19 protein-coding genes are annotated in these 19,414 nt (G+C 64.4%); 18 read left to right on the forward strand and 1 reads right to left on the reverse strand.

From position 1 onward, the window contains the following. Nucleotides 1-3: 3 nt before the first annotated feature. The 4 genes from AC0V2Y_RS17935 to AC0V2Y_RS17950 are packed head-to-tail and all read left to right on the forward strand — an operon-like array spanning nt 4 to nt 2,130. Nucleotides 4-357, forward strand: a complete 354-nt coding sequence (locus AC0V2Y_RS17935; RefSeq protein ID WP_070310209.1) for an ArsR/SmtB family transcription factor — start codon at nt 4-6, stop codon at nt 355-357. Between the two features lie 7 nt (nt 358-364). Then, nucleotides 365-790 carry a YeeE/YedE family protein gene (locus tag AC0V2Y_RS17940; protein ID WP_475416144.1) on the forward strand — a complete coding sequence of 142 codons (426 nt, stop codon included), beginning with the start codon at nt 365-367 and terminating at the stop codon, nt 788-790. A gap of 8 nt (nt 791-798) precedes the next feature. Next, nucleotides 799-1,230, forward strand: a complete 432-nt coding sequence (locus tag AC0V2Y_RS17945; protein ID WP_475416145.1) for a DUF6691 family protein — start codon at nt 799-801, stop codon at nt 1,228-1,230. Nucleotides 1,231-1,272: 42 nt separating this feature from the next. Next, nucleotides 1,273-2,130: a ChaN family lipoprotein gene (locus tag AC0V2Y_RS17950; RefSeq protein ID WP_475416146.1), complete on the forward strand. Its 858-nt coding sequence runs from the start codon at nt 1,273-1,275 to the stop codon at nt 2,128-2,130. On the opposite strand, the gene AC0V2Y_RS17955 is transcribed toward AC0V2Y_RS17950, so the two are convergent. Then, a complete protein-coding gene (locus tag AC0V2Y_RS17955; RefSeq protein WP_475416147.1) occupies nt 2,131-2,958 on the reverse strand; it encodes an IclR family transcriptional regulator domain-containing protein in 828 nt (275 codons plus the stop codon). Between the two features lie 165 nt (nt 2,959-3,123). On the opposite strand from AC0V2Y_RS17955, the gene AC0V2Y_RS17960 reads away from it, so the two are divergent. The 14 genes from AC0V2Y_RS17960 to AC0V2Y_RS18025 form a co-directional block, all read left to right on the forward strand. Further along, the gene (locus tag AC0V2Y_RS17960) at nt 3,124-3,822 is read left to right on the forward strand and encodes a 3-oxoacid CoA-transferase subunit A (protein WP_076573106.1); all 699 of its coding nucleotides are present in this window, start codon (nt 3,124-3,126) and stop codon (nt 3,820-3,822) included. Nucleotides 3,823-3,833: 11 nt separating this feature from the next. Then, nucleotides 3,834-4,475, forward strand: coding sequence for a 3-oxoacid CoA-transferase subunit B (locus AC0V2Y_RS17965; RefSeq protein ID WP_475416148.1), 642 nt, complete (start codon nt 3,834-3,836; stop codon nt 4,473-4,475). 72 nt (nt 4,476-4,547) lie between these two features. After that, on the forward strand, nt 4,548-5,750 hold the full coding sequence (gene pcaF / locus AC0V2Y_RS17970) for a 3-oxoadipyl-CoA thiolase (RefSeq protein ID WP_475416149.1): 1,203 nt from the start codon (nt 4,548-4,550) through the stop codon (nt 5,748-5,750). Nucleotides 5,751-6,002: 252 nt separating this feature from the next. Beyond that, nucleotides 6,003-7,298 carry an MFS family transporter gene (locus AC0V2Y_RS17975; RefSeq protein ID WP_101484721.1) on the forward strand — a complete coding sequence of 432 codons (1,296 nt, stop codon included), beginning with the start codon at nt 6,003-6,005 and terminating at the stop codon, nt 7,296-7,298. 90 nt (nt 7,299-7,388) lie between these two features. After that, complete coding sequence (locus tag AC0V2Y_RS17980) at nt 7,389-8,084, forward strand: fumarylacetoacetate hydrolase family protein (RefSeq protein ID WP_475416150.1); 696 nt, start codon at nt 7,389-7,391, stop codon at nt 8,082-8,084. Nucleotides 8,085-8,102: 18 nt separating this feature from the next. Next, nucleotides 8,103-8,426, forward strand: coding sequence for a thioredoxin family protein (locus AC0V2Y_RS17985; protein WP_475416151.1), 324 nt, complete (start codon nt 8,103-8,105; stop codon nt 8,424-8,426). A gap of 572 nt (nt 8,427-8,998) precedes the next feature. Further along, nucleotides 8,999-10,297 carry an MFS transporter gene (locus AC0V2Y_RS17990; RefSeq protein WP_230538835.1) on the forward strand — a complete coding sequence of 433 codons (1,299 nt, stop codon included), beginning with the start codon at nt 8,999-9,001 and terminating at the stop codon, nt 10,295-10,297. Between the two features lie 249 nt (nt 10,298-10,546). Beyond that, the gene (locus AC0V2Y_RS17995; RefSeq protein WP_475416152.1) at nt 10,547-11,566 is read left to right on the forward strand and encodes an ABC transporter substrate-binding protein; all 1,020 of its coding nucleotides are present in this window, start codon (nt 10,547-10,549) and stop codon (nt 11,564-11,566) included. Nucleotides 11,567-11,768: 202 nt separating this feature from the next. Next, the gene (locus AC0V2Y_RS18000) at nt 11,769-13,943 is read left to right on the forward strand and encodes an ABC transporter permease (protein ID WP_475416153.1); all 2,175 of its coding nucleotides are present in this window, start codon (nt 11,769-11,771) and stop codon (nt 13,941-13,943) included. Then, nucleotides 13,940-15,025, forward strand: coding sequence for an ABC transporter ATP-binding protein (locus AC0V2Y_RS18005; RefSeq protein ID WP_475416154.1), 1,086 nt, complete (start codon nt 13,940-13,942; stop codon nt 15,023-15,025). The genes AC0V2Y_RS18000 and AC0V2Y_RS18005 overlap by 4 nt, the downstream gene beginning before the upstream one ends. Continuing rightward, on the forward strand, nt 15,022-15,855 hold the full coding sequence (locus tag AC0V2Y_RS18010) for an inositol monophosphatase family protein (protein ID WP_475416155.1): 834 nt from the start codon (nt 15,022-15,024) through the stop codon (nt 15,853-15,855). The genes AC0V2Y_RS18005 and AC0V2Y_RS18010 overlap by 4 nt, the downstream gene beginning before the upstream one ends. A gap of 113 nt (nt 15,856-15,968) precedes the next feature. Then, nucleotides 15,969-17,063: a porin gene (locus tag AC0V2Y_RS18015; RefSeq protein WP_475416156.1), complete on the forward strand. Its 1,095-nt coding sequence runs from the start codon at nt 15,969-15,971 to the stop codon at nt 17,061-17,063. Between the two features lie 70 nt (nt 17,064-17,133). After that, entirely contained in the window at nt 17,134-18,123 is a 990-nt protein-coding gene (gene iolG / locus AC0V2Y_RS18020) for an inositol 2-dehydrogenase (RefSeq protein WP_475416157.1), read from the forward strand. Nucleotides 18,124-18,135: 12 nt separating this feature from the next. Next, on the forward strand, nt 18,136-19,414 hold a 1,279-nt coding region (locus AC0V2Y_RS18025; RefSeq protein WP_475416158.1), incomplete at its 3' end, for a bifunctional 5-dehydro-2-deoxygluconokinase/5-dehydro-2-deoxyphosphogluconate aldolase.

A 19,414-nucleotide genomic window follows, 5' to 3' on the forward strand; every position in this document is an offset into this window, starting at 1 on the left:
ACGATGGAGACAGTCGCAACACAACACGCCGAATACAACCTCGACGCCATGCGGGGTTCGGCCTACAAGGCCAGCTCGCTGCTCAAGGCCATGGGCAATGCCGACCGTTTGATGCTGCTGTGCCAGCTATCGCAGGGCGAGCATTGCGTCAGCGACCTCGAGCAAAAAGTGGGCATCGGCCAGCCGACCCTGTCGCAGCAGCTGGGCGTGCTGCGCGAAGAGATGCTGGTGGCCACGCGGCGCGACGGCAAGCAGATTTATTACCGCGTCGCCAGCGCGCCCGTGCTGGCCGTGCTGCAAGTGCTGTACGCGCAATTTTGCGCGCCGCGCCCCCCGTTCAACGACGAAGCCGACTGAGATTGCCATGACGATAGCCTGGCAACACTTCACGCCATGGGCCTCGCTGGCAGGCGGCATGCTGATCGGCTTGGCGGCGGCGCTATTGATCCTGTTCAATGGCCGCATCGCCGGCATCAGCGGCATCCTCGGCGGCTTGCTGCGCCCGCGCAGTGGCGACCTGGGCTGGCGCATCGCCTTTCTTGCCGGCCTGACCGGCACGCCCCTGCTGTGGCGGTTGTGGCAAGCCTTGCCGCCCGTGCAGATCGACGCCGGTACGCCGGCCCTGATCGCGGCCGGCTTGCTGGTGGGCGTGGGCGTGCGCTATGGCGCCGGCTGCACCAGCGGCCACGGCGTGTGCGGCCTGTCGCGCCTGTCCCCGCGTTCGCTGGCGGCCACGTGTGCCTTCATGGCGGCCGGTTTCCTCACCGTGTATCTGTTGCGCCATCTGTGAGCAAGCTTATGAGCAAGCTGATCCTTTCCCTGTTGAGCGGCCTCGTCTTTGGATTGGGCCTGATCGTCTCCGGCATGAGCAACCCGGCCAAGGTGCTCGGTTTCCTCGACCTGGCCGGTGCCTGGGACCCGTCGCTGGCGCTGGTGATGGGCGGCGCCATCGGCGTGGCTCTGCCCGCCTTCTGGCTGGCGCGCCGGCGCAGCACGGCGCTGCTGGGCGACCCCATGCAATTGCCCGCGTCGCGCCGCATCGACCGGCGCTTGCTGCTGGGCAGCCTGGCCTTTGGCGCGGGCTGGGGCATCGCCGGTTTCTGTCCCGGTCCCGCCCTCGTGTCGCTGCTGGCGGGCCAGCCGAAGGCGTGGTTGTTTGTGATCGCGATGCTGGCCGGCATGCTGCTCTTTGAGGTGCTGGAGCGCCGCAAGGCACCCGCGCCAGCCTGAGACGGTACAATCTGGCGCATCGCCACTTTGGATACCGCTTACATGAAGACCATGATTTTCCGTGCCGGCGCGCGCGCCGCCCTGCTGTGCAGCGTGCTGGCGCTGGCCGCCTGCGGCAGCTTGCTGAAGAAGGAAGCGCCGCCCGCTCCCGCGCCTGTGGCCGACACCTTGCCCAATCCGCAAGTGCTGCTGCTCGGTGAAGTGCATGACAATGCGCAAGGTCAGCGCCTGCGCGTCGCGGAATTGCAGCGCCGCCTGGCGGCCGGCTGGCGTCCCGTGATCGTCATGGAGCAGTTCGACCGCGAAAACCAGGCCCTGCTGACGCGCGCCGCGCGTGAATGCGCCGACCCCGATTGCATCATCCGCGTGATGGAACAGCCGCGCTGGGACTGGAGCATGTACCGGCCCGTGCTGGACCTCGTCATCAGTTACCAGCTGACCCTGGTCGCCGGCAACCTGTCGCCGGCCGATGCCTCGCGTATCGTGCGCGACGGCATCCAGTGGGCCATGCCGCCCGCCATGGCGGCCACGTACCTGGCCGCGCCCGTGCCGGCCGATATCCTGGAAGGGCAAAAGAGGGAAGTGCAGGCGGCCCGCTGCAATATGCTGCCCGACATGATGATGACCGGTGTCGTCAACGCCCAGGTGGCGCGCGATATCTGGATGGCCAAGCTGATCCGCGACCAGGCGCCGCGCGACGTGGTGCTGATCGCCGGCAATGTGCATGTGCGCAAGGATATCGGCGTGCCCCGCTGGCTGAAGCTGGCCGACCCGCAACTGAATGTGCGCAGCATCGGCTACCTGGAGCAGGGCGCCGCCGGCTACCAGGGCACGTTCGACCTGACGCAAACGATGCCTGCCCAGCCGCGCGCGGACCTGTGCGCGAAGTTTAACAAGTAACTACTGCTGCACCCGCACCAGGGCGCTGACCCGGTTTGCCGTCTCGAGCAGTTTCGGCAGGCTGTGCTCCAGCAGATGCGCCACGGATGGCCCCGCCGTCTGGCCGCTGACGTTGATCGCCGCCACCACCTTGCCGGCCCGGTCGAACACGGGCGCGGCCAGGGCGATCAAGCCCTGTTCCAGCTCTTCCTGCACCAGGCACCAGCCCTGGCGCCGCACTTGCGCAATCTCTTCCATCAAGACATCGATATCGACCTTGGTCGCCGGCGTGATCTTCAGCAGCGCCATCTTCGACAGCCGTTCGCGCAGCACCTCGGGCGCCAGGCCCGACAGCAACACCCTGCCCATCGAGGTGCAGTAGGCGGGCAGGCGGCTGCCGATACCCAGGTTGATCGACATGGTGCGGTGCGCGGACAGGCGCACGACGTAGACGATGTCGTCCCCGTCGAGCACGGTGGCCGAGCACGACTGGCGCAAGGTCTGCATCAATTCTTCCAGCAGCGGCTGCGCCTGCGTCCATACGGGCAGGGATGACAGATAGGCGTAACCGAGGTCGAGCACCTTGGGCGTCAAACGGAACAGCCGCCCATCCGCTTCCACGTAACCGAGATGCAGCAGGGTGTGCAGGATGCGCCGCGCGCCCGCGCGCGTCAGCTGCGCCCGTTCCGCCACTTCGCTCAGGGTCTGCTGCGGCGCGTCCGCGCCAAAGCTGCGCAGCACGGCCAGGCCCCGCGCGAACGATTGCACATAGCTGTCGCCGGGACGCGGCGCGCCCTCGGCATCAACGCTTTCTTCGGTGGCAAGGGAGGTGCGGCTGCGTGCGGTCATGGCATTTCCAATGGGGCAAGGTGGCAATTATAGCCATGGCGGTGGCGAAAACGGCAAATTGACAAGCGCCCCGATCAGGCATATTCTCACGAATAAGTTCTAAATACGAATATTTGTTCGTTATGCGAACAAATGGCTAATGAGTTTGATTGGGAGGAGACCGCAATGATCGACAAACTGCGTTCCAGCGTGCTTGATGCGCTGGCCGATATCCACGATGGCGCCACCGTCATGATTGGCGGCTTCGGCGGCGCGGGCCAGCCGGCCGAGCTGATCGACGGCCTGATCGCCCAGGGCGCGCGCGACCTCGTCATCGTCAACAACAATGCGGGCAATGGCGACACGGGCCTGGCCGCCCTGCTGAAAAACGGGCAGGTGCGCAAGATCATCTGCTCGTTCCCCCGTCAGGCCGATTCCCACGTCTTCGACGCCCTGTACCGCGCGGGCAAGCTGGAGCTGGAACTGGTGCCGCAGGGCAACCTGGCCGAGCGCATCCGCGCCGCCGGCGCCGGCATCGGCGGCTTTTTCACGCCCACGGGCTACGGCACGGACTTGGCCAAGGGCAAGGAAACGCGCGAGATCGACGGGCGCATGTATGTGTTCGAGTCGCCGATCCACGCCGACTTCGCGCTGATCAAGGCGGAGCAGGGCGACCGCTGGGGCAACCTCACCTACCGCAAGACGGCGCGCAACTTCGGTCCCATCATGGCCATGGCCGCCAAGGTCAGCATTGCCTCCGTGCACGAGGTGCTTGACTTGGGCAGCATCGACCCCGAACACGTCATCACGCCGGGCCTGTTCGTGCAGCGCCTCGTGCAAGTGCCGCGCACGGCCACCGGCCCCGCCGGCTTCAAAGCAGCCTGAGGAAAATCAATATGAACAAATGGAATCGAGACCAGATGGCGGCCCGCGTGGCGGCCGACATCCATGAAGGTGCCGTCGTGAACCTGGGCATCGGCTTGCCGACCCTGGTGGCGAATCACTTGCCGGCCGGCGCGGAGATCATCCTGCACAGCGAAAACGGCGTGATCGGCATGGGCCCCGCGCCCGTGCCGGGCGAGGAAGACTACGACCTGATCAACGCGGGCAAGCAGCCCGTCACCCTGCTGGCGGGCGGCAGCTATTTCCACCATGCCGACAGCTTTGCCATGATGCGCGGCGGCCACTTGGACATCTGCGTGCTGGGCGCGTTTCAAGTGTCCGCCACGGGCGACCTGGCCAACTGGCACACGGGCGCGCCCGACGCCATACCCGCCGTGGGCGGGGCCATGGACCTGGCTATCGGCGCGAAAAAAACCTGGGTCATGATGGAATTGCTGACCAAGGGCGGTGAAAGCAAGCTGGTGCAGGCCTGCACCTATCCGCTGACGGGCATCGGGTGCGTCAGCCGCATCTACAGCGACCTGGCCGTGTTCGACCTGGGGCCAAACGGTGCCACGGTCATCGAACTGGCCGATGGCTTGCGTTTTGAACAGTTGCAAGCGTTGACGCCGGTTTCACTGCTGGACGGACGTTAGCAGCCAGCAATGTCGGCTTACGTGCTTGCGCACTAACCCGACCTACATAAATATTTCTTGGAGGAAAAAAATATGACTGCAGCGTTTATCTGCGATGCCCAGCGCACCCCCTTCGGCCGCTACGGCGGCGGCCTGTCCGGCGTGCGCGCCGACGACCTGGGCGCCGTGCCCATCCGCGCCTTGATGGCGCGCAACCCCAATGTGGACTGGACGGCCGTCACGGACGTGCTGTACGGCTGCGCCAACCAGGCGGGCGAGGACAACCGCAACGTGGCGCGCATGGCCGCCTTGCTGGCGGGATTGCCCGACAGCGTGCCGGGCGCCACCCTGAACCGATTGTGCGGCTCGGGCCTGGACGCCATCGGCAGCGCCGCGCGCTTCATCAAGAGCGGCGAAGCGGGCTTGCTGATCGCCGGCGGCGTGGAAAGCATGAGCCGCGCGCCCTTCGTCATGGGCAAGGCCGACAGCGCCTTTTCGCGCGGCATGAAAATGGAAGACACGACCATCGGCTGGCGCTTCATCAATCCGCTGATGAAGGCGCGGTACGGCGTCGATTCGATGCCGGAAACGGCGGAAAACGTGGCCAGCGACTTCGGCATCAGCCGCGCGGACCAGGATGCGTTTGCCCTGGCCAGCCAGGTAAAAGCCCTGGCGGCGCAGCAGGCGGGCGTGTTCGACAGCGAAATCTGTCCCGTCAGCATTGCGCAGAAGAAGGGTGAGCCCGTCGTTGTCAGCCGCGACGAGCATCCGCGCGCCACCACGCTGGACACCCTGGCCAAACTGAAACCCGTCGTGCGCGCGGACGGCACGATCACGGCCGGCAACGCGTCCGGCGTCAACGATGGCGCGGCGGCCCTGCTGCTGGCCGACGAGGCGAACGCGGCCCGCTTTGGCCTGACACCGCGCGCCCGCGTGGTGGCCATGGCCACGGCCGGCGTGGCGCCGCGCATCATGGGCATCGGCCCCGCGCCCGCCACCCTGAAAGTGCTGGCCATGACGGGTTTGACCCTGGCCGATTTCGACGTCATCGAATTGAACGAAGCGTTTGCCGCCCAGGGCCTGGCCGTGCTGCGCCAGCTGGGCTTGCGCGACGACGATCCGCGCGTGAACCCGAACGGCGGCGCCATCGCCCTCGGTCACCCGCTGGGCGCGTCCGGTGCGCGCCTGGCCATGACGGCCGTCAACCAGCTGCACCGCACGGGCGGGCGCTATGCGCTGTGCACCATGTGCATCGGCGTAGGCCAGGGTATCGCGCTGGTACTGGAACGGGTCTGACCTGCAGCGCGTCCGGGCAAGCACCATGCACTGTGCACTCACACAAGATGCGGCATCGGCATCGGCCAGGGCATCGCGCTGGTGCTGGAACGGGTCTGATTCCATGCGCCCGAAGGCGAAAAATAGTTGCCGGCGATACGTATTAACCCGTATGCCGGGCGGCTTTTTGACCTTGATCAAGGGCGTATGATGCAAAACCAGCCCGGGCAACCTGGCTGGCGTTGGCTTTTTCACACGAACAAGAAGATTGATATGACATCCCACGATACTCCGCATGACGTTGCGCAGCTGACTTCCCAGCAGCGCATCAAGGCCATCATTGGCGCTTCTTCCGGTAACCTGGTCGAATGGTTCGACTTCTACATTTACTCGTTCTGCGCGCTGTATTTCTCGCACGCCTTCTTCCCTTCCGGTAACCCCACCACGCAGCTGCTGCAGACGGCCGGCATCTTTGCCGCCGGCTTCCTCATGCGCCCGGTGGGCGGCTGGCTGTTCGGCCGCATCGCCGACAAATACGGCCGCCGCCAGTCGATGATGATTTCCGTGCTGATGATGTGCGGCGGCTCCTTGATGATCGCCGTCATGCCCACGTATGACACCATCGGCGCCTTCGCGCCGTTCCTGCTGCTGGTGGCGCGCCTGTTCCAGGGCCTGTCCGTGGGCGGCGAATATGGTACCAGCGCCACCTACATGAGTGAAGTGTCGGAATCGGGCAAGCGCGGCTTCTTCGCCTCGTTCCAGTACGTGACCCTGATCGGCGGCCAGCTGCTGGCCTTGCTGGTACTGGTTGTCTTGCAGCAACTGCTGACCTTGGAAGAGCTGCGCGCCTGGGGCTGGCGCATCCCGTTCGTGTTTGGCGCCCTGGCGGCCCTCGTCTCGCTGAACCTGCGTAAATCCCTGACGGAAACGACCACCGCCAGCGAGCGCAAGGACAAGGATGCGGGCAGCCTGCGCGGCTTGCTCAAGCATAAGCGCGCCTTCATCACGGTGCTCGGCTTTACGGCCGGCGGTTCGCTCGTGTTCTACACGTTCACTACCTACATGCAGAAATACCTGGTCAACACGGCCGGCATGGATACCAAGACGGCCAGCGCCGTCATGACCTGCGCGCTGTTGGTGTACATGATTCTGCAACCGGTGTTCGGCGCTCTGTCCGACCGCATCGGCCGCCGCACCTCGATGCTGTTCTTCGGCGGCCTGGCCACCCTGTGCGTGTTGCCGATCATGCATGCCTTGAAGGATATTTCCAGCCCGTACGCGGCGTTTGGCCTGATCATCATCGCGCTGGCCATCATCAGCTTCTACACGTCGATCAGCGGCCTGATCAAGGCGGAAATGTTCCCCGTCGAAGTGCGTGCGCTGGGCGTGGGCCTGTCGTATGCGGTCGCCAACGCCATGTTCGGCGGTTCGGCCGAATATGTGGCGCTGCAGTTCAAGGCCTGGCACGTGGAAGAGTATTTCTATTGGTACGTCACCATCATGTGCCTGATTTCCTTCATCGTTGCCATCCGCATGCCGGACCCGAGCCGCTCGGGACTGCTGAAGTAACGTTGTCGTAAAATGGGTGGCACTGCGTGGGGGACACTGCGGTGTCCCTTTTTCATCGCCGCCTTTTTATCGTGCCGATCAGGAGTTTTCATGTCGTATGTCATTCCCGCAGCCATCCAGCCCAGCGTTCCCGTCACCGGCAGCGTTGATACCTTCCCTGTCCACCGCATCTATTGCGTAGGCCGCAACTATGTCGAGCACGCCAAGGAAATGGGCCACACGGGCCGCGAGGCGCCGTTTTTCTTCATGAAGCCAAACGACGCCGTGCTGCCCGTGCCAGTCGGCACGACGGGCGAGCTGCCGTATCCGGCGCAGACGCAGGATTTCCAGCACGAGATGGAGCTGGTGGTGGCCATCGGCAAGGGCGGCAGCGATATCGGCGCGGCCGATGCGCTGGGCCACGTGTGGGGTTATGCGATCGGCCTGGACATGACGCGCCGCGACGTGCAGGGCGCAGCGAAAAAACTGGGCCGTCCGTGGGAGACGGGCAAGGCCTTCGAGCACTCGGCGCCCATCGGCCCCATCACGCCGGCCGCGCAGGCGGGTGACGTCCAGCATGCCGCCATCACCCTGCGCGTGAATGGCGAGCTGCGCCAAAGCAGCAGCATCGATATGCTGATCTGGAACGTGGCCGAAACCATCGCCGACTTGTCGACCTATTTCACCTTGCAGCCGGGCGACCTGATCTACACGGGCACGCCGGCCGGCGTGGCGGCCGTGCAGCGCGGCGACGAGTTGGTGGGCGCCATCGATGGCCTGGAGACCTTGCGCCTCAAAGTGGTCTAAATTGTCTGGGAGGCTGGCATGATGCACGACACGTATTCCGTAGCACAACCGACGCGCGCCGAGATCGACGCCCTGGCGGGGCCGGCCCTGCTGGAATTCGGCACGGGCTGGTGCGGCCACTGCCGCGCCACAGACGCGCCGCTGGCCGCCGCGTTGGCGCAGCACCCCGGGGTAGCGCATATTCGCGTGGAAGACGGCCCCGGCCGCGCGCTGGGGCGCTCGTTCAAGGTGAAACTGTGGCCGACCCTGATTTTCCTGAAAGATGGCCAGGAAGTGGCGCGCCTCGTGCGTCCGCTCGACAGCCGCGAGATCGAGCAGACTTTTGCATTGATCGATGCGTAGGTCAGCATAGGTGGGCGTAGGTCGGCGTAGGTCGGCTTAGCGCAGCGTAAGCCGACACCACCGTACATGCTCCATCACAACTTCTTGCCGCACCGCAGCACTGCGCGTATGATAAGCCGCTTACAGCAAGATCAACCGCATCCTGCGTGATGCAGCGCGATCATCGCCGGCCCGCTCCACCCGGAGGGGCCGCGGGCAAGGACTCACCACAAATGACCGATGCCGCGATGCCGACGCGCGGGTCTGGTACGGAATGCCTGGCGATACGCCGGGCCTGATACACGTCGCCCATCCCCTGACGCCTTTCCTGCCGTGCCCCGGGTAACCGGATGGCGCACGACCGTTGTTTCTCTAAATTAGCACTGATCACGGCGCGTTAGCGCACGTTGCCGGCAGTTCGCTACGGCAACAAAAACCGTTGTTTTTGTTTGCAAATTTAATAGCAAATGCGCGGCAAATGCCCGCGCGCAAGGCTATGATATGCGAACGACACGGAGACAACGTGCTGTGCTGCTGCCTGAAAAAACATCCAGAGAATGGCCTTTAGACACCCTCCCCAAGGAGCGCAGTAAATGAGTAAGCCCCGGAGCACCCCCCCCAAGAAAAATTCCCCCGGCACGGTGCTGTTCGCCAGCCTGATCGGCACCACCATCGAGTTCTTTGACTTTTATATCTACGCCACCGCCGCCGTGCTGGTGTTCCCGAAACTGTTCTTCCCCGCCGGCGACCCGTCGGCCGCCGTGCTGCAGTCGCTGGCCACGTTCGCCATCGCCTTCTTCGCCCGCCCCATCGGTTCGGCCGTGTTCGGCCACTTCGGCGACCGCATCGGCCGCAAGGCGACCCTCGTGGCGGCCTTGCTGACCATGGGTATCTCCACCGTCATCATCGGCTTGTTGCCGACCTATGCCGCCATCGGTACCCTGGCGCCGCTGCTGCTGGCGCTGTGCCGTTTCGGCCAGGGTCTGGGCTTGGGCGGCGAGTGGGGCGGCGCGGTGCTGCTGGCCACGGAAAACGCGCCACCGGGCAAGCGCGCCTGGTACGGCATGTTCCCGCAGCTGGGGGCGCCGATCGGCTTCTTCCTGTCGGGCGGCATCTTCCTGCTGCTGAGCGAAACCATGACCGATGAGCAGTTCTTCAGCTACGGCTGGCGCATCCCCTTCCTCGCCAGCGCGCTGCTGGTCATCGTCGGCCTGTATGTGCGCCTGAAGATCACGGAAACGCCGGACTTCCAGAAAGTCATCGACAAGAACGAAGTCGTCAAGCTGCCCGTGGCCACCGTGTTCCGCCAGCATGGCCGCATGCTGTTCCTGGGCACCATCATCGCCCTGGCCACCTTCGTGCTGTTCTACCTGATGACGGTGTTCGCATTGAGCTGGGGCACGACCAAGCTGGGCTTCACGCGCAAGGAATTCCTCGTCGTGCAGCTGTTTGCCGTGCTGTTCTTCGCCCTGACGATTCCGTTTTCGGCCGTGCTGGCCGACCGCCGCGGCCGCCGCGCCACCCTGATCTGGGTCTCCGTCGCCATCGCCATCTTCGGCCTGGTGCTCGCACCGATGTTCGGCTCGGGCGTGACGTGGGAAGTGACCGTCTTCATGGCCGTCGGCCTGGGCTTGATGGGCATGACCTACGGACCGCTGGGCACGATGTTGTCCGAGCTGTTCCCGCCCGAAGTGCGCTACACGGGCGCCTCGCTGACGTTCAACCTGGCGGGCATTCTGGGCGCCTCGCTGGCGCCGTACATCGCCACCTGGCTGGCCACCAACTACGGTCTGCAATACGTGGGTTATTACCTGTCGCTGGCGGCCGTGCTGACACTGGGCGCCTTGCTGATGGTGGGCAAGCCGCGCGCGGGCAAGGAAGCCTGGCAGTAACACGCCTCTGATCCTGGAGATCCCGAAAGCCGCCAGCTGCACGCACAGCTGGCGGCTTTTTTTGTCGGTAAAACACCACGCCGCATGCCTGCCGAGATTCTTGTTGACAGTCAAAATCGGCTGGTGGTAAGGTGTGCACACGTGTGCAATGCAGTGCAAGGCCTTACAAAGCACATCCCGGGACAGTGACACCGCAAGATAGCGGTGCGGTCTGAAGTACCACAACGACAACGAACTTGGAGTGAGACGATGAAGATGCGCAATGTTGCGATTGCTATAAGCCTGGCCCTGCCGATGACGGCCATGGCCGCCGAGGAACGCCTGTCCGTGCTGTGCTCGGCCGACATGGAATGGTGCCAGCTGATGAAGAACCGCTTCGAGGCGGAAAGCAAGATCAAGGTATCGATGATCAGGAAGAGCGCCGGGGAAGCCTACGCGAAGATCCGCGCCGAAGCGTCGAACCCGAAATCGGACATCTGGTGGGGCGGCACGGGCGACCCCCACCTGCAGGCGGCCGCCGAAGGCTATACGGAAGAATACAGGTCGCCCACCCTGCCCAAGCTGCAGCCGTGGGCGCTCAAGCAGGCCGAGACGGCCAAGTACCGCACCGTCGGCATCTACATCGGCATCCTGGGCCTGGCCTACAACGAAAATGTGCTGAAGAAGAAAAACCTGCCGCCGCCCCAATGCTGGAAAGACCTCGTCAAGCCCGCTTACAAGGGCGAGATCGAGATGGCCAACCCGAATTCCTCGGGCGCCGCTTACAACGCGCTGGCCACCGTGGTGCAGCTGTTCGGCGAAGAGGAAGCCTTCGATTTCCTGGCGAAAATGGGCCAGAACGTCAGCAAATACCCGAACGCGGGCGTGGCGCCGGGCGAGGACGTGGGCCGCGGCGAAGCGGGCGTGGCCATCGGCTTCATGCATGACCTGATGAAACTCACCGTGGCCGGCTTTCCCGTGAAGGTCTTGCCGCCCTGCGAAGGCACGGGCTACGAGATCGGCTCGATGAGCATCGTCAAGGGCGCGAAAAACATGGAACAGGCAAAGAAATTCTATGAATTCGCCCTGCGTCCCGACGTGCAGAGCGAAGCCGTCAAGGCGCTGGCTTTCCAGATCCCGTCCAACGCGGCCGCCACCATTCCCGCCGCCTCGCCGCGCCTGGAAAACATCAAGACCATCAACTACGACTTCGCCAAGTATGGCGCGTCGGACACGCGCAAGCGCCTACTGCAGCGCTGGACCACGCAGATTTATTCTGCCGGCAATTAACGCGCGCCAAAACTTACTGCGCGTCGCGATTTGCAGCCTGCGATGCTCACTGTGCTAGCGCACAGCTGCGCGTCTCGGCCGCAACTCACTGCCGCTCGCTACAGTTTTGGCAGGCGTTAAACCTATATCAATTGTTCAAAACGTCTGGAAACAGAGCGCATCGCGCAACAGAATTTCAGACGTTCATAGTTGGATGAAACTCATGAAAAAGATATTTTACGGCTGGTTGCTGGCCGCTTTGGCAGCGTTGTGCCTGTTGCCCTGGCAGCAGCAGGAAGCGGGACTGTTCGCCGGCGAATGGCTGCGCGACGGCCAGTTCTTCAGTGAACGTGGCGCGCCGGCCGTGCTGCACGTATTGTCGTTCGGCGCCTGGCCGCTGGGCGTGTTCTTTGCCCTGATCGCCGCCAGCGCCGCGCTGGTGGCTGGCAATCCCCACCGCAAGACCCTGGGCCTGGGCCAGATCGCCCTCGGCGGCGCCGGCCTGCTGTGGCTGGCATGGCTGGGCTGGGGGCCGCTGGCCGCCGGCACCGGCCTCGGTTTCGGCGCGCTGCTGCTGGCGCTGTGCCTGCTGTTCCTGCTGACCTCGGGCGCCGCCGCCTGCGGCGTGTGCCGCGGCGACGCCTTCGTGGCCGGCGCCATCGGCCTCATCATCTGCCTCATTTCCCTGTTCGTGCTGTTCCCCGTCGCGCTGATCCTGGTGAGCGCCGGCCAGCCCATGGATGATGGCGGCACGGGTGCCGCCGCCCTGGCGCGCCGCCTGGCGGACCCCGGCATCTGGAGCCTCAATTGCGTGGCCGGTCCCGGCCGCTGCGGCGTGGCCTGGAACACCCTGGCGCTGGCCCTGCTGACGGGCGTGTCGGCCACCTTCCTCGGTCTCGTCTTTGCCCTGCTGGTGACGCGCACCAACGGCCGCTGGGTACGCCCCATGCGCGCCATCACCATCTTGCCAATCGTCACGCCGCCGTTCGTGCTGGGCCTGGCGCTGATCCTGCTGTTCGGCCGCAATGGCGCCATCACGGGCCTCGTCGGAGAATTGTTTGGCATCGAACAAAGCCGCTGGCTGTACGGCATGACGGGCGTATGGCTGTCGCAGATGCTGGCCTTTGCGCCGATCGCCTTCATGACATTGATCGGCGTGGTCGAAGGCGTCAGCCCCTCGCTGGAAGAAGCGTCGGGCACCCTGGGCGCCAGCAGCTGGCAAACCTTTGTCAAGGTCTCGCTGCCCTTGATGCGTCCCGGCATCGCCAATGCCTTCTTGCTGTGCTTTATCGAAAGCATGGCCGACTTCGGCAACCCGATGGTCTTGGGCGGCAACTTCCACGTGCTGTCGACGGAAATCTTCTTTTCCGTGGTGGGCGCCTCGAATGACCAGGGACGCGCGGCGACGTTGGCCATCGTGCTGCTGACGTTTGCCGTGGGTGCCTTCTTCATCCAGAACCTGTGGCTGGGCAAGAAATCGTATGTGACGGTGACGGGCAAGGCCGACCACGGCGGCCACGCCTCGCTCAATCCGCGCCTGAAAACCACCCTGTGGACCATCGCCCTGCCATGGTTCGCCTTCACGGCCCTGATCTACGGTACCGTGGTGGCGGGCGGCTTCGTGAATAACTGGGGCCAGGACAATGCCTTCACCTTGCGCCATTACATCGACGCCTTCGGCATCACGGCGGGCGCTGCCGGCTGGCACTGGACGGGCCAGGCCTGGCCGTCGCTGTTCACCACCTTGACGATTTCGGCCATCGCCGCGCCCTTGACGGCCTTTGTCGGCATCCTGTCGGCCTGGCTGCTGGTGCGCCAGCAATTCGCCCTGAAGAGCGCGTTCGAGTTCGGCACCATGCTCAGCTTTGCCATTCCCGGCACCGTCATCGGCATCAGCTACATCCTGGCGTTCAACTCGGCGCCGATCGAACTGACGGGCACGGCGACGATTCTGATCCTGTGCTTTGTCTTCCGCAACATGCCGATGGGATTGCGCACGGGCATCGCCGCCATGCGCCAGCTCGACGGCAGCCTGGACGAGGCGTCGATCACCCTGGGCGCCAGCAGCTGGACCACCATGCGCAAGGTCATCCTGCCGCTGCTGCGCCCGGCCATCGCCTCGGCTCTCGTGTATGGCTTCGTGCGCTCGATCACGTCGATCTCGGCTGTCGTCTTCCTCGTCAGCGCCGATTACGACATGGCCACGTCCTACATCATCGGCCTGGTGTCGAACGGTAACTACGGCACGGCCATCGCCTATGCCACGGTGCTGATCGTCATCATCCTGCTGTGCATCCAATTGATCCATTTGCTGGTCGGCAAGCGCCGCCTTCGCCGCGTCAGCGCCGAAAAAACGCTGCCGGCCGCCGTTCCCAACCTGGAAAAGAGCTACGCATGAACCACTTTACTACCCAAGCAACAAAGCTTGCCGCGCTGGAATTCGATGGTGTTACCAAGCGCTACGGCAAGGCCCTGGCCGTGAACGATGTGTCGTTCATGATCGCCCCGCGCACCATGGTCACCCTGCTGGGCCCCAGCGGCTGCGGCAAGACGTCCACCCTGCGCCTGATCGCGGGCCTGGAGCGCGTCAGCGCCGGGCGCATCCTGCTGGCCGGCGAGGATGTCACCCTGACCTCCGCCGCCGAGCGCGACGTCAGCATGGTGTTCCAGTCGTATGCGCTGTTCCCGCACATGACGGTGCTCGACAACGTGTGCTACGGCTTGACCGTCTCGGGCGAGACCAAGCCGCGCGCCGTGGAACGGGCGCAGGAAAGCCTGCGCCTGGTGGGCCTGGCCGATTTTGCCGCGCGCTTCCCGAACGAGTTGTCGGGCGGCCAGCAGCAGCGCGTGGCCGTGGCCCGCTCGCTGGTGCTGCAGCCCAAGGTCTTGCTGCTGGACGAGCCGCTGTCGAACCTGGACACGAAACTGCGCCGCCGCGTGCGCGACGAGATCCGCGACATCCAGGTCAAGCTGGGCTTGACGGCCGTGTACGTCACGCATGACCAGGAAGAGGCGCTGGCCATTTCCGACCAGATCATCGTCATGAACCGCCAGGTGATCGCGCAAAAGGGCACGCCGCACGAGCTGTTCGAGTCGCCGGCCGACAAGTTCGTCGCCGACTTCATCTGCAACGCGAACATCGTCGATGGCGTGATCGAATCGGTGGCCGACGGCAAGGCCGTCTGCGTCATGGGCAAGCTGCGGCTGCGCCTGCCATGCCGCAGCCAGCGCAGCGGCGAAGCGAGTTTCGCCGTGCGTCCGGAAGCGATCCTGCTGTCGCCCGCGCAGCCGGACAGCGCCATGGTGGTGCGCGTGGCGCGCGCCACTTACCTGGGACGCGAAATGCAATACACGCTCGAGACGCCCGTCGGCGAACTGTTTGCCGTCTCGCACGACTTGAGCCAGGTTTTCACGCAAGGCACATCGGTCGCCATGACCGTACACGAACATGGCGCAGCCATCATTGGAGGACAAGCATGACAGATATGACACAGGCAGCGGTACTGGCCGACGCGGCGACCCTGGAACGCTATGCCTACGCCCGGCACATCATCGGCCAGGCGGGCGAGATCGCGCTGGGCATGTTCCGGCGCCGCACGGAACTGGTGATCGAGGAAAAGGGCTTGCAGGACATGGTCAGCATCGCCGACCGCATGGTCGAGGATTTCCTGCGCGCGCAGATCGCCGAGCGCTTCCCGGAAGACGCCGTGGTGGGCGAGGAGCGGGGCGGCGGCGCGTCCGACGCGCGCTGCGTGTGGGTCATCGATCCCATCGACGGCACGGCCTGTTTCGTCAACGGCATGCTGGCCTGGTGCGTGTCGATCGGCGTGCTGGTCGACGGCCAGCCGGCCATCGGCGCCGTGTACGACCCGAATGCGGACGAGCTGTTCCACGCCTGCCTGGGGCAAGGCGCGCATGTGACGGCGAAGGCGGGTGAAACGCGGCTGCGCATCAACGACGTGGCCAGCCTGCAGGGCGGCGTGCTGGGTGTGGGTTTTTCGCACCGCGTGGGCACCGATACCTTTTTGCCCTTCCTGCTCGACGTGCTGGAAGAGGGCGGCATGTTCATCCGCAACGGTTCCGGCGCGCTGATGATCGCCTACGTGGCGGCCGGGCGTCTGATCGGCTATTTCGAGCCGCACATCAATTCCTGGGATTGTCTGGCGGGCATCGTGCTCGTCAACGAGGCGGGCGGGCGCTGCAATGATTTCCTGGCCGATAACGGCCTGGAAAAGGGCAACCCCATCCTGGTGGGCGGCCCCCGCTTGTATCCGCAACTGGCGGCGCTGGCCTTGCCGCGCTGTCAGTAAATCAGCAGGTATTGGAAAGGGAGGGCAGGCGTCCGGCGAGGGACGCATGTAGTGGCAACACGCTGTCGAGCATCATGAGTAATCCACCACCATAAAAACAAGCAGGAGACAAAATGAAAAACGGGATGAACACCATGCAGTTGAACAAGATCGCCGCCGTATTGTTGCTGGTCGCACCAGGCTGCGTGCTGGCCGAATCGAGCGTCGTCGTGTACGGCCGCATCCACGCGGGCTTCGACCGCATCGAAACGTCGAGCTCGGCCACGGCGCCGAATGGCGAGTCGGTGTCGCGCGTATCGGACAATTCCTCGAAGATCGGTTTCCGTGGACGTGAAGACTTGGGCAATGGCAACACGGCCTTCTTCCAGATCGAAGGCAATGCCAAGCTCGACGATGGCACGGGCGCCATCAATAGCAAGGATACCTTTGTCGGGCTGGAAAACCCCGCCTATGGCCGCATCGCGCTGGGCCGCTTCGCCACGCCGATCCGCCAGATCAACGGCTACACCAACCGTTTCGTGGGCGAAGGCATCCAGGATGACGCCAACATTTCGCAGCTGGGCGGCGAAGGCTTCAACCGCCGCAGTTCGAATGCCGTCAGCTATCGCACGCCCGTGGTACAGGGATTCAGCGCCACGATTTACCGCGCCAGCGAAAACGAGGCATCGAACGGCGACCGCATCTATTCGGGCATCGTGCAATACGTGAACGGTCCCGTGAAGGGCGCCGTCGGCTATGAAAAGCACAAGGACTTGCGTCCCGGCTTCAGCGAAAAGATGTACCGTGCCGTGGGCAATTACAACTTCGGCGGCGGCGACGTGGGCGTGGCCTGGAACCGCATGGTGTATGACGTGGCGGGCGGCGACTTGCAGCGCGACTACTTCACCATCACGGGCGCCTACAAGGCGGGCGGCGGTGCCTTCATCGGCCGTTTCGGCGTGGCAGGCGACGTGTCGGGCAGCGCGCCCAACGGCAGCAGCGTGACCATCAAGGCCACCACCCTGGTGCGCGGCGACGACAGCGGCGCCAAGCAGGCGACCCTGGGCTACGAGTATTACTTGTCCAAGCGCAGTACCGTGTATGCCTACTACACGGAAACGAATAACGACAAGAACGCCAACTACACGTTTGGCGGCAATGCCTTCGCCGCCACCAAGAAGGGTGCCAAGCTCAGCGGTGTAATGCTGGGCGTCATCCACCTGTTTTAACTTTTTCAGCCCGGATTTGCACACGTGTGCATTTCCGGGCCAAGCGATACCGACTATCAAGGAGATGGAAATGATTCAAGTGGCATTGTTCGGCGCCGGGCGCATCGGCCGCATTCACGCCGGCAATCTGGTACGCCAGCCCGGCGTGCGCCTGAAATACGTGGTCGACGTGCATGCGGGCGCGGCAGCGGAAGTGGCGGCCCTGCATGGCGCCAGCGTCGCCAGCGTGGAGGCCGTTCTGGCCGACCCGGCAGTCAAGGCCGTGCTGATTGCGTCGAGCACGGATACGCATGCGGACCTGATCGTGCGGGCGGCCGCCGCCGGCAAGGCCATCTTTTGCGAAAAGCCCGTCGACCTGACCCTGGAGCGCGCGCGCGCCGCCGCCGCCGCCGTCAAGGAGGCAAAAGTGCTGTGCATGATCGGCTTCCAGCGCCGCTACGATCCCACGTTTGCCGCCGTCAAGCAGCGCATCGCAGCGGGCGAGATCGGCACGCCGGAGATGCTCATCGTCACCAGCCGCGATCCGGGCCCGCCGCCCGTCAGCTACATCCAGGTGTCGGGCGGCATCTTCAAGGATATGCTGATCCACGATTTCGACATCTTCCGCTGGATACTCGATGATGAAGCCGTCAGCGTGCACGCCACGGGCAGCTGCCTCGTCGATCCGGCCATCGGCGCGGCGGGCGATCTCGACTGCACGGCCGTCACCATCCGCACGGCGAAGGGACGTTTGTGCCAGATCAACACGACGCGCCGCGCCGCCTACGGCTACGACCAGCGTTTCGAAGTGCTGGGCAGCGCCGGCATGCTGCAGGCGGGCAACCACAAGCCGACGGAAGTGACGGCCTATGGCGCCGTGAACGTCAGCGTGGACAAGCCGGAAGACTTTTTCCTGGAACGCTACCGCGCCGCCTACGCCAGCGAAATGGCGCACTTTTTCGACGCCTTTGCCCATGGCGCAGCGCTGCGCACCACCGTCCACGATGGCTTGAAAGCCCTGGAACTGGCCGAAGCGGCCACCGTGTCGTGGCGCGAGCAGCGCATCGTGCAACTGTCATAAGGAAACAATGCCATGAAGAATACGACTGAATTTGCCCAGGGCCGCGCGCTCGACGTGATCTGCCTGGGCCGCCTGGCGGTGGACCTGTACGCGCAGCAGATCGGCAGCACCCTGGAAGACGCGACGAGCTTTGCCAAATACCTGGGCGGCTCTTCCGCCAATATCGCCTTCGGCACGGCCAGGCTGGGCTTGAAGTCCGCCATGCTGTCGAAGGTGGGCGACGATCACATGGGGCGTTTCCTTACCGATACCTTGGCGCGGGAGGGCTGCGACGTCAGCCATGTGGGCATCGACCGCGACCGGTTGACGGCCCTGGTGATGCTCGGCATCAAGGACAAGCACACCTTCCCGCTGATTTTTTACCGTGAAAATTGCGCCGACATGGCCATCGACGCATCGTCGGTGGATGCGGCCTTCATTGCATCGAGCAAAGCCTTATTAATCACCGGGACGCATTTCTCGACTAGCGCCATGCACGCCGTCAGCACGCAGGCATTGCAGCTGGCGCGCGCCAATAATGTGCGCACCGTGCTCGACATCGATTACCGGCCCGTGCTGTGGGGCTTGTCCGGCAAGGCGGACGGCGAAACGCGTTTCGTCTCGAACGAAGGCGTGACCCGCCACTTGCAGGCCATCCTGCCGCAGTTCGACCTGATCGTCGGCACGGAAGAGGAATTCATGATCGCCGGCGGCGGCTTTGATATCATGGCGTCCCTGCGCGCCGTGCGGGCCGCCACCCTGGCCACGCTCGTCGTCAAGCGCGGGCCGCTGGGCAGCGCCATCATCGGCAACGTGGTGCCGGCCAGTTTGGATGACGCGTATAACTACCGCGGCGTGCGCGTGGAAGTCTTGAACGTGCTCGGCGCGGGCGACGCTTTTCTTTCCGGTTTCCTGAAAGGCTGGCTGCGTGGCGAGGATTACGAGGCGTGCTGCCGCTACGCGAACGGCTGCGGCGCCCTGGTCGTGTCGCGCCACGGCTGCGCACCGGCCATGCCGTCGCCCGTCGAGCTCGACTATTTCCTGGCCAATGCGGCCAAACTGACGCAGCCGAACCAGGACGCCACCTTGTCGCGCCTGCATCGCACGACGGTGGCGCGCCCGCAGTGGAACGAGCTGTGCGTGTTCGCGTTCGACCACCGTACGCAATTCTTTGAGCTGGCGCAACAAACCGGCGCGCCCGAAGCGGCCATTGCGGCCTTGAAGCAATTGATGGTGCAAGCCGTGGCGCAGACGGAAACGGCCTTGCAACTGGCCGGCAAGACGGGCGTGCTGATCGATGGCCGCTATGGCG

The organism is Janthinobacterium sp. BHSEK (assembly GCF_056174685.1).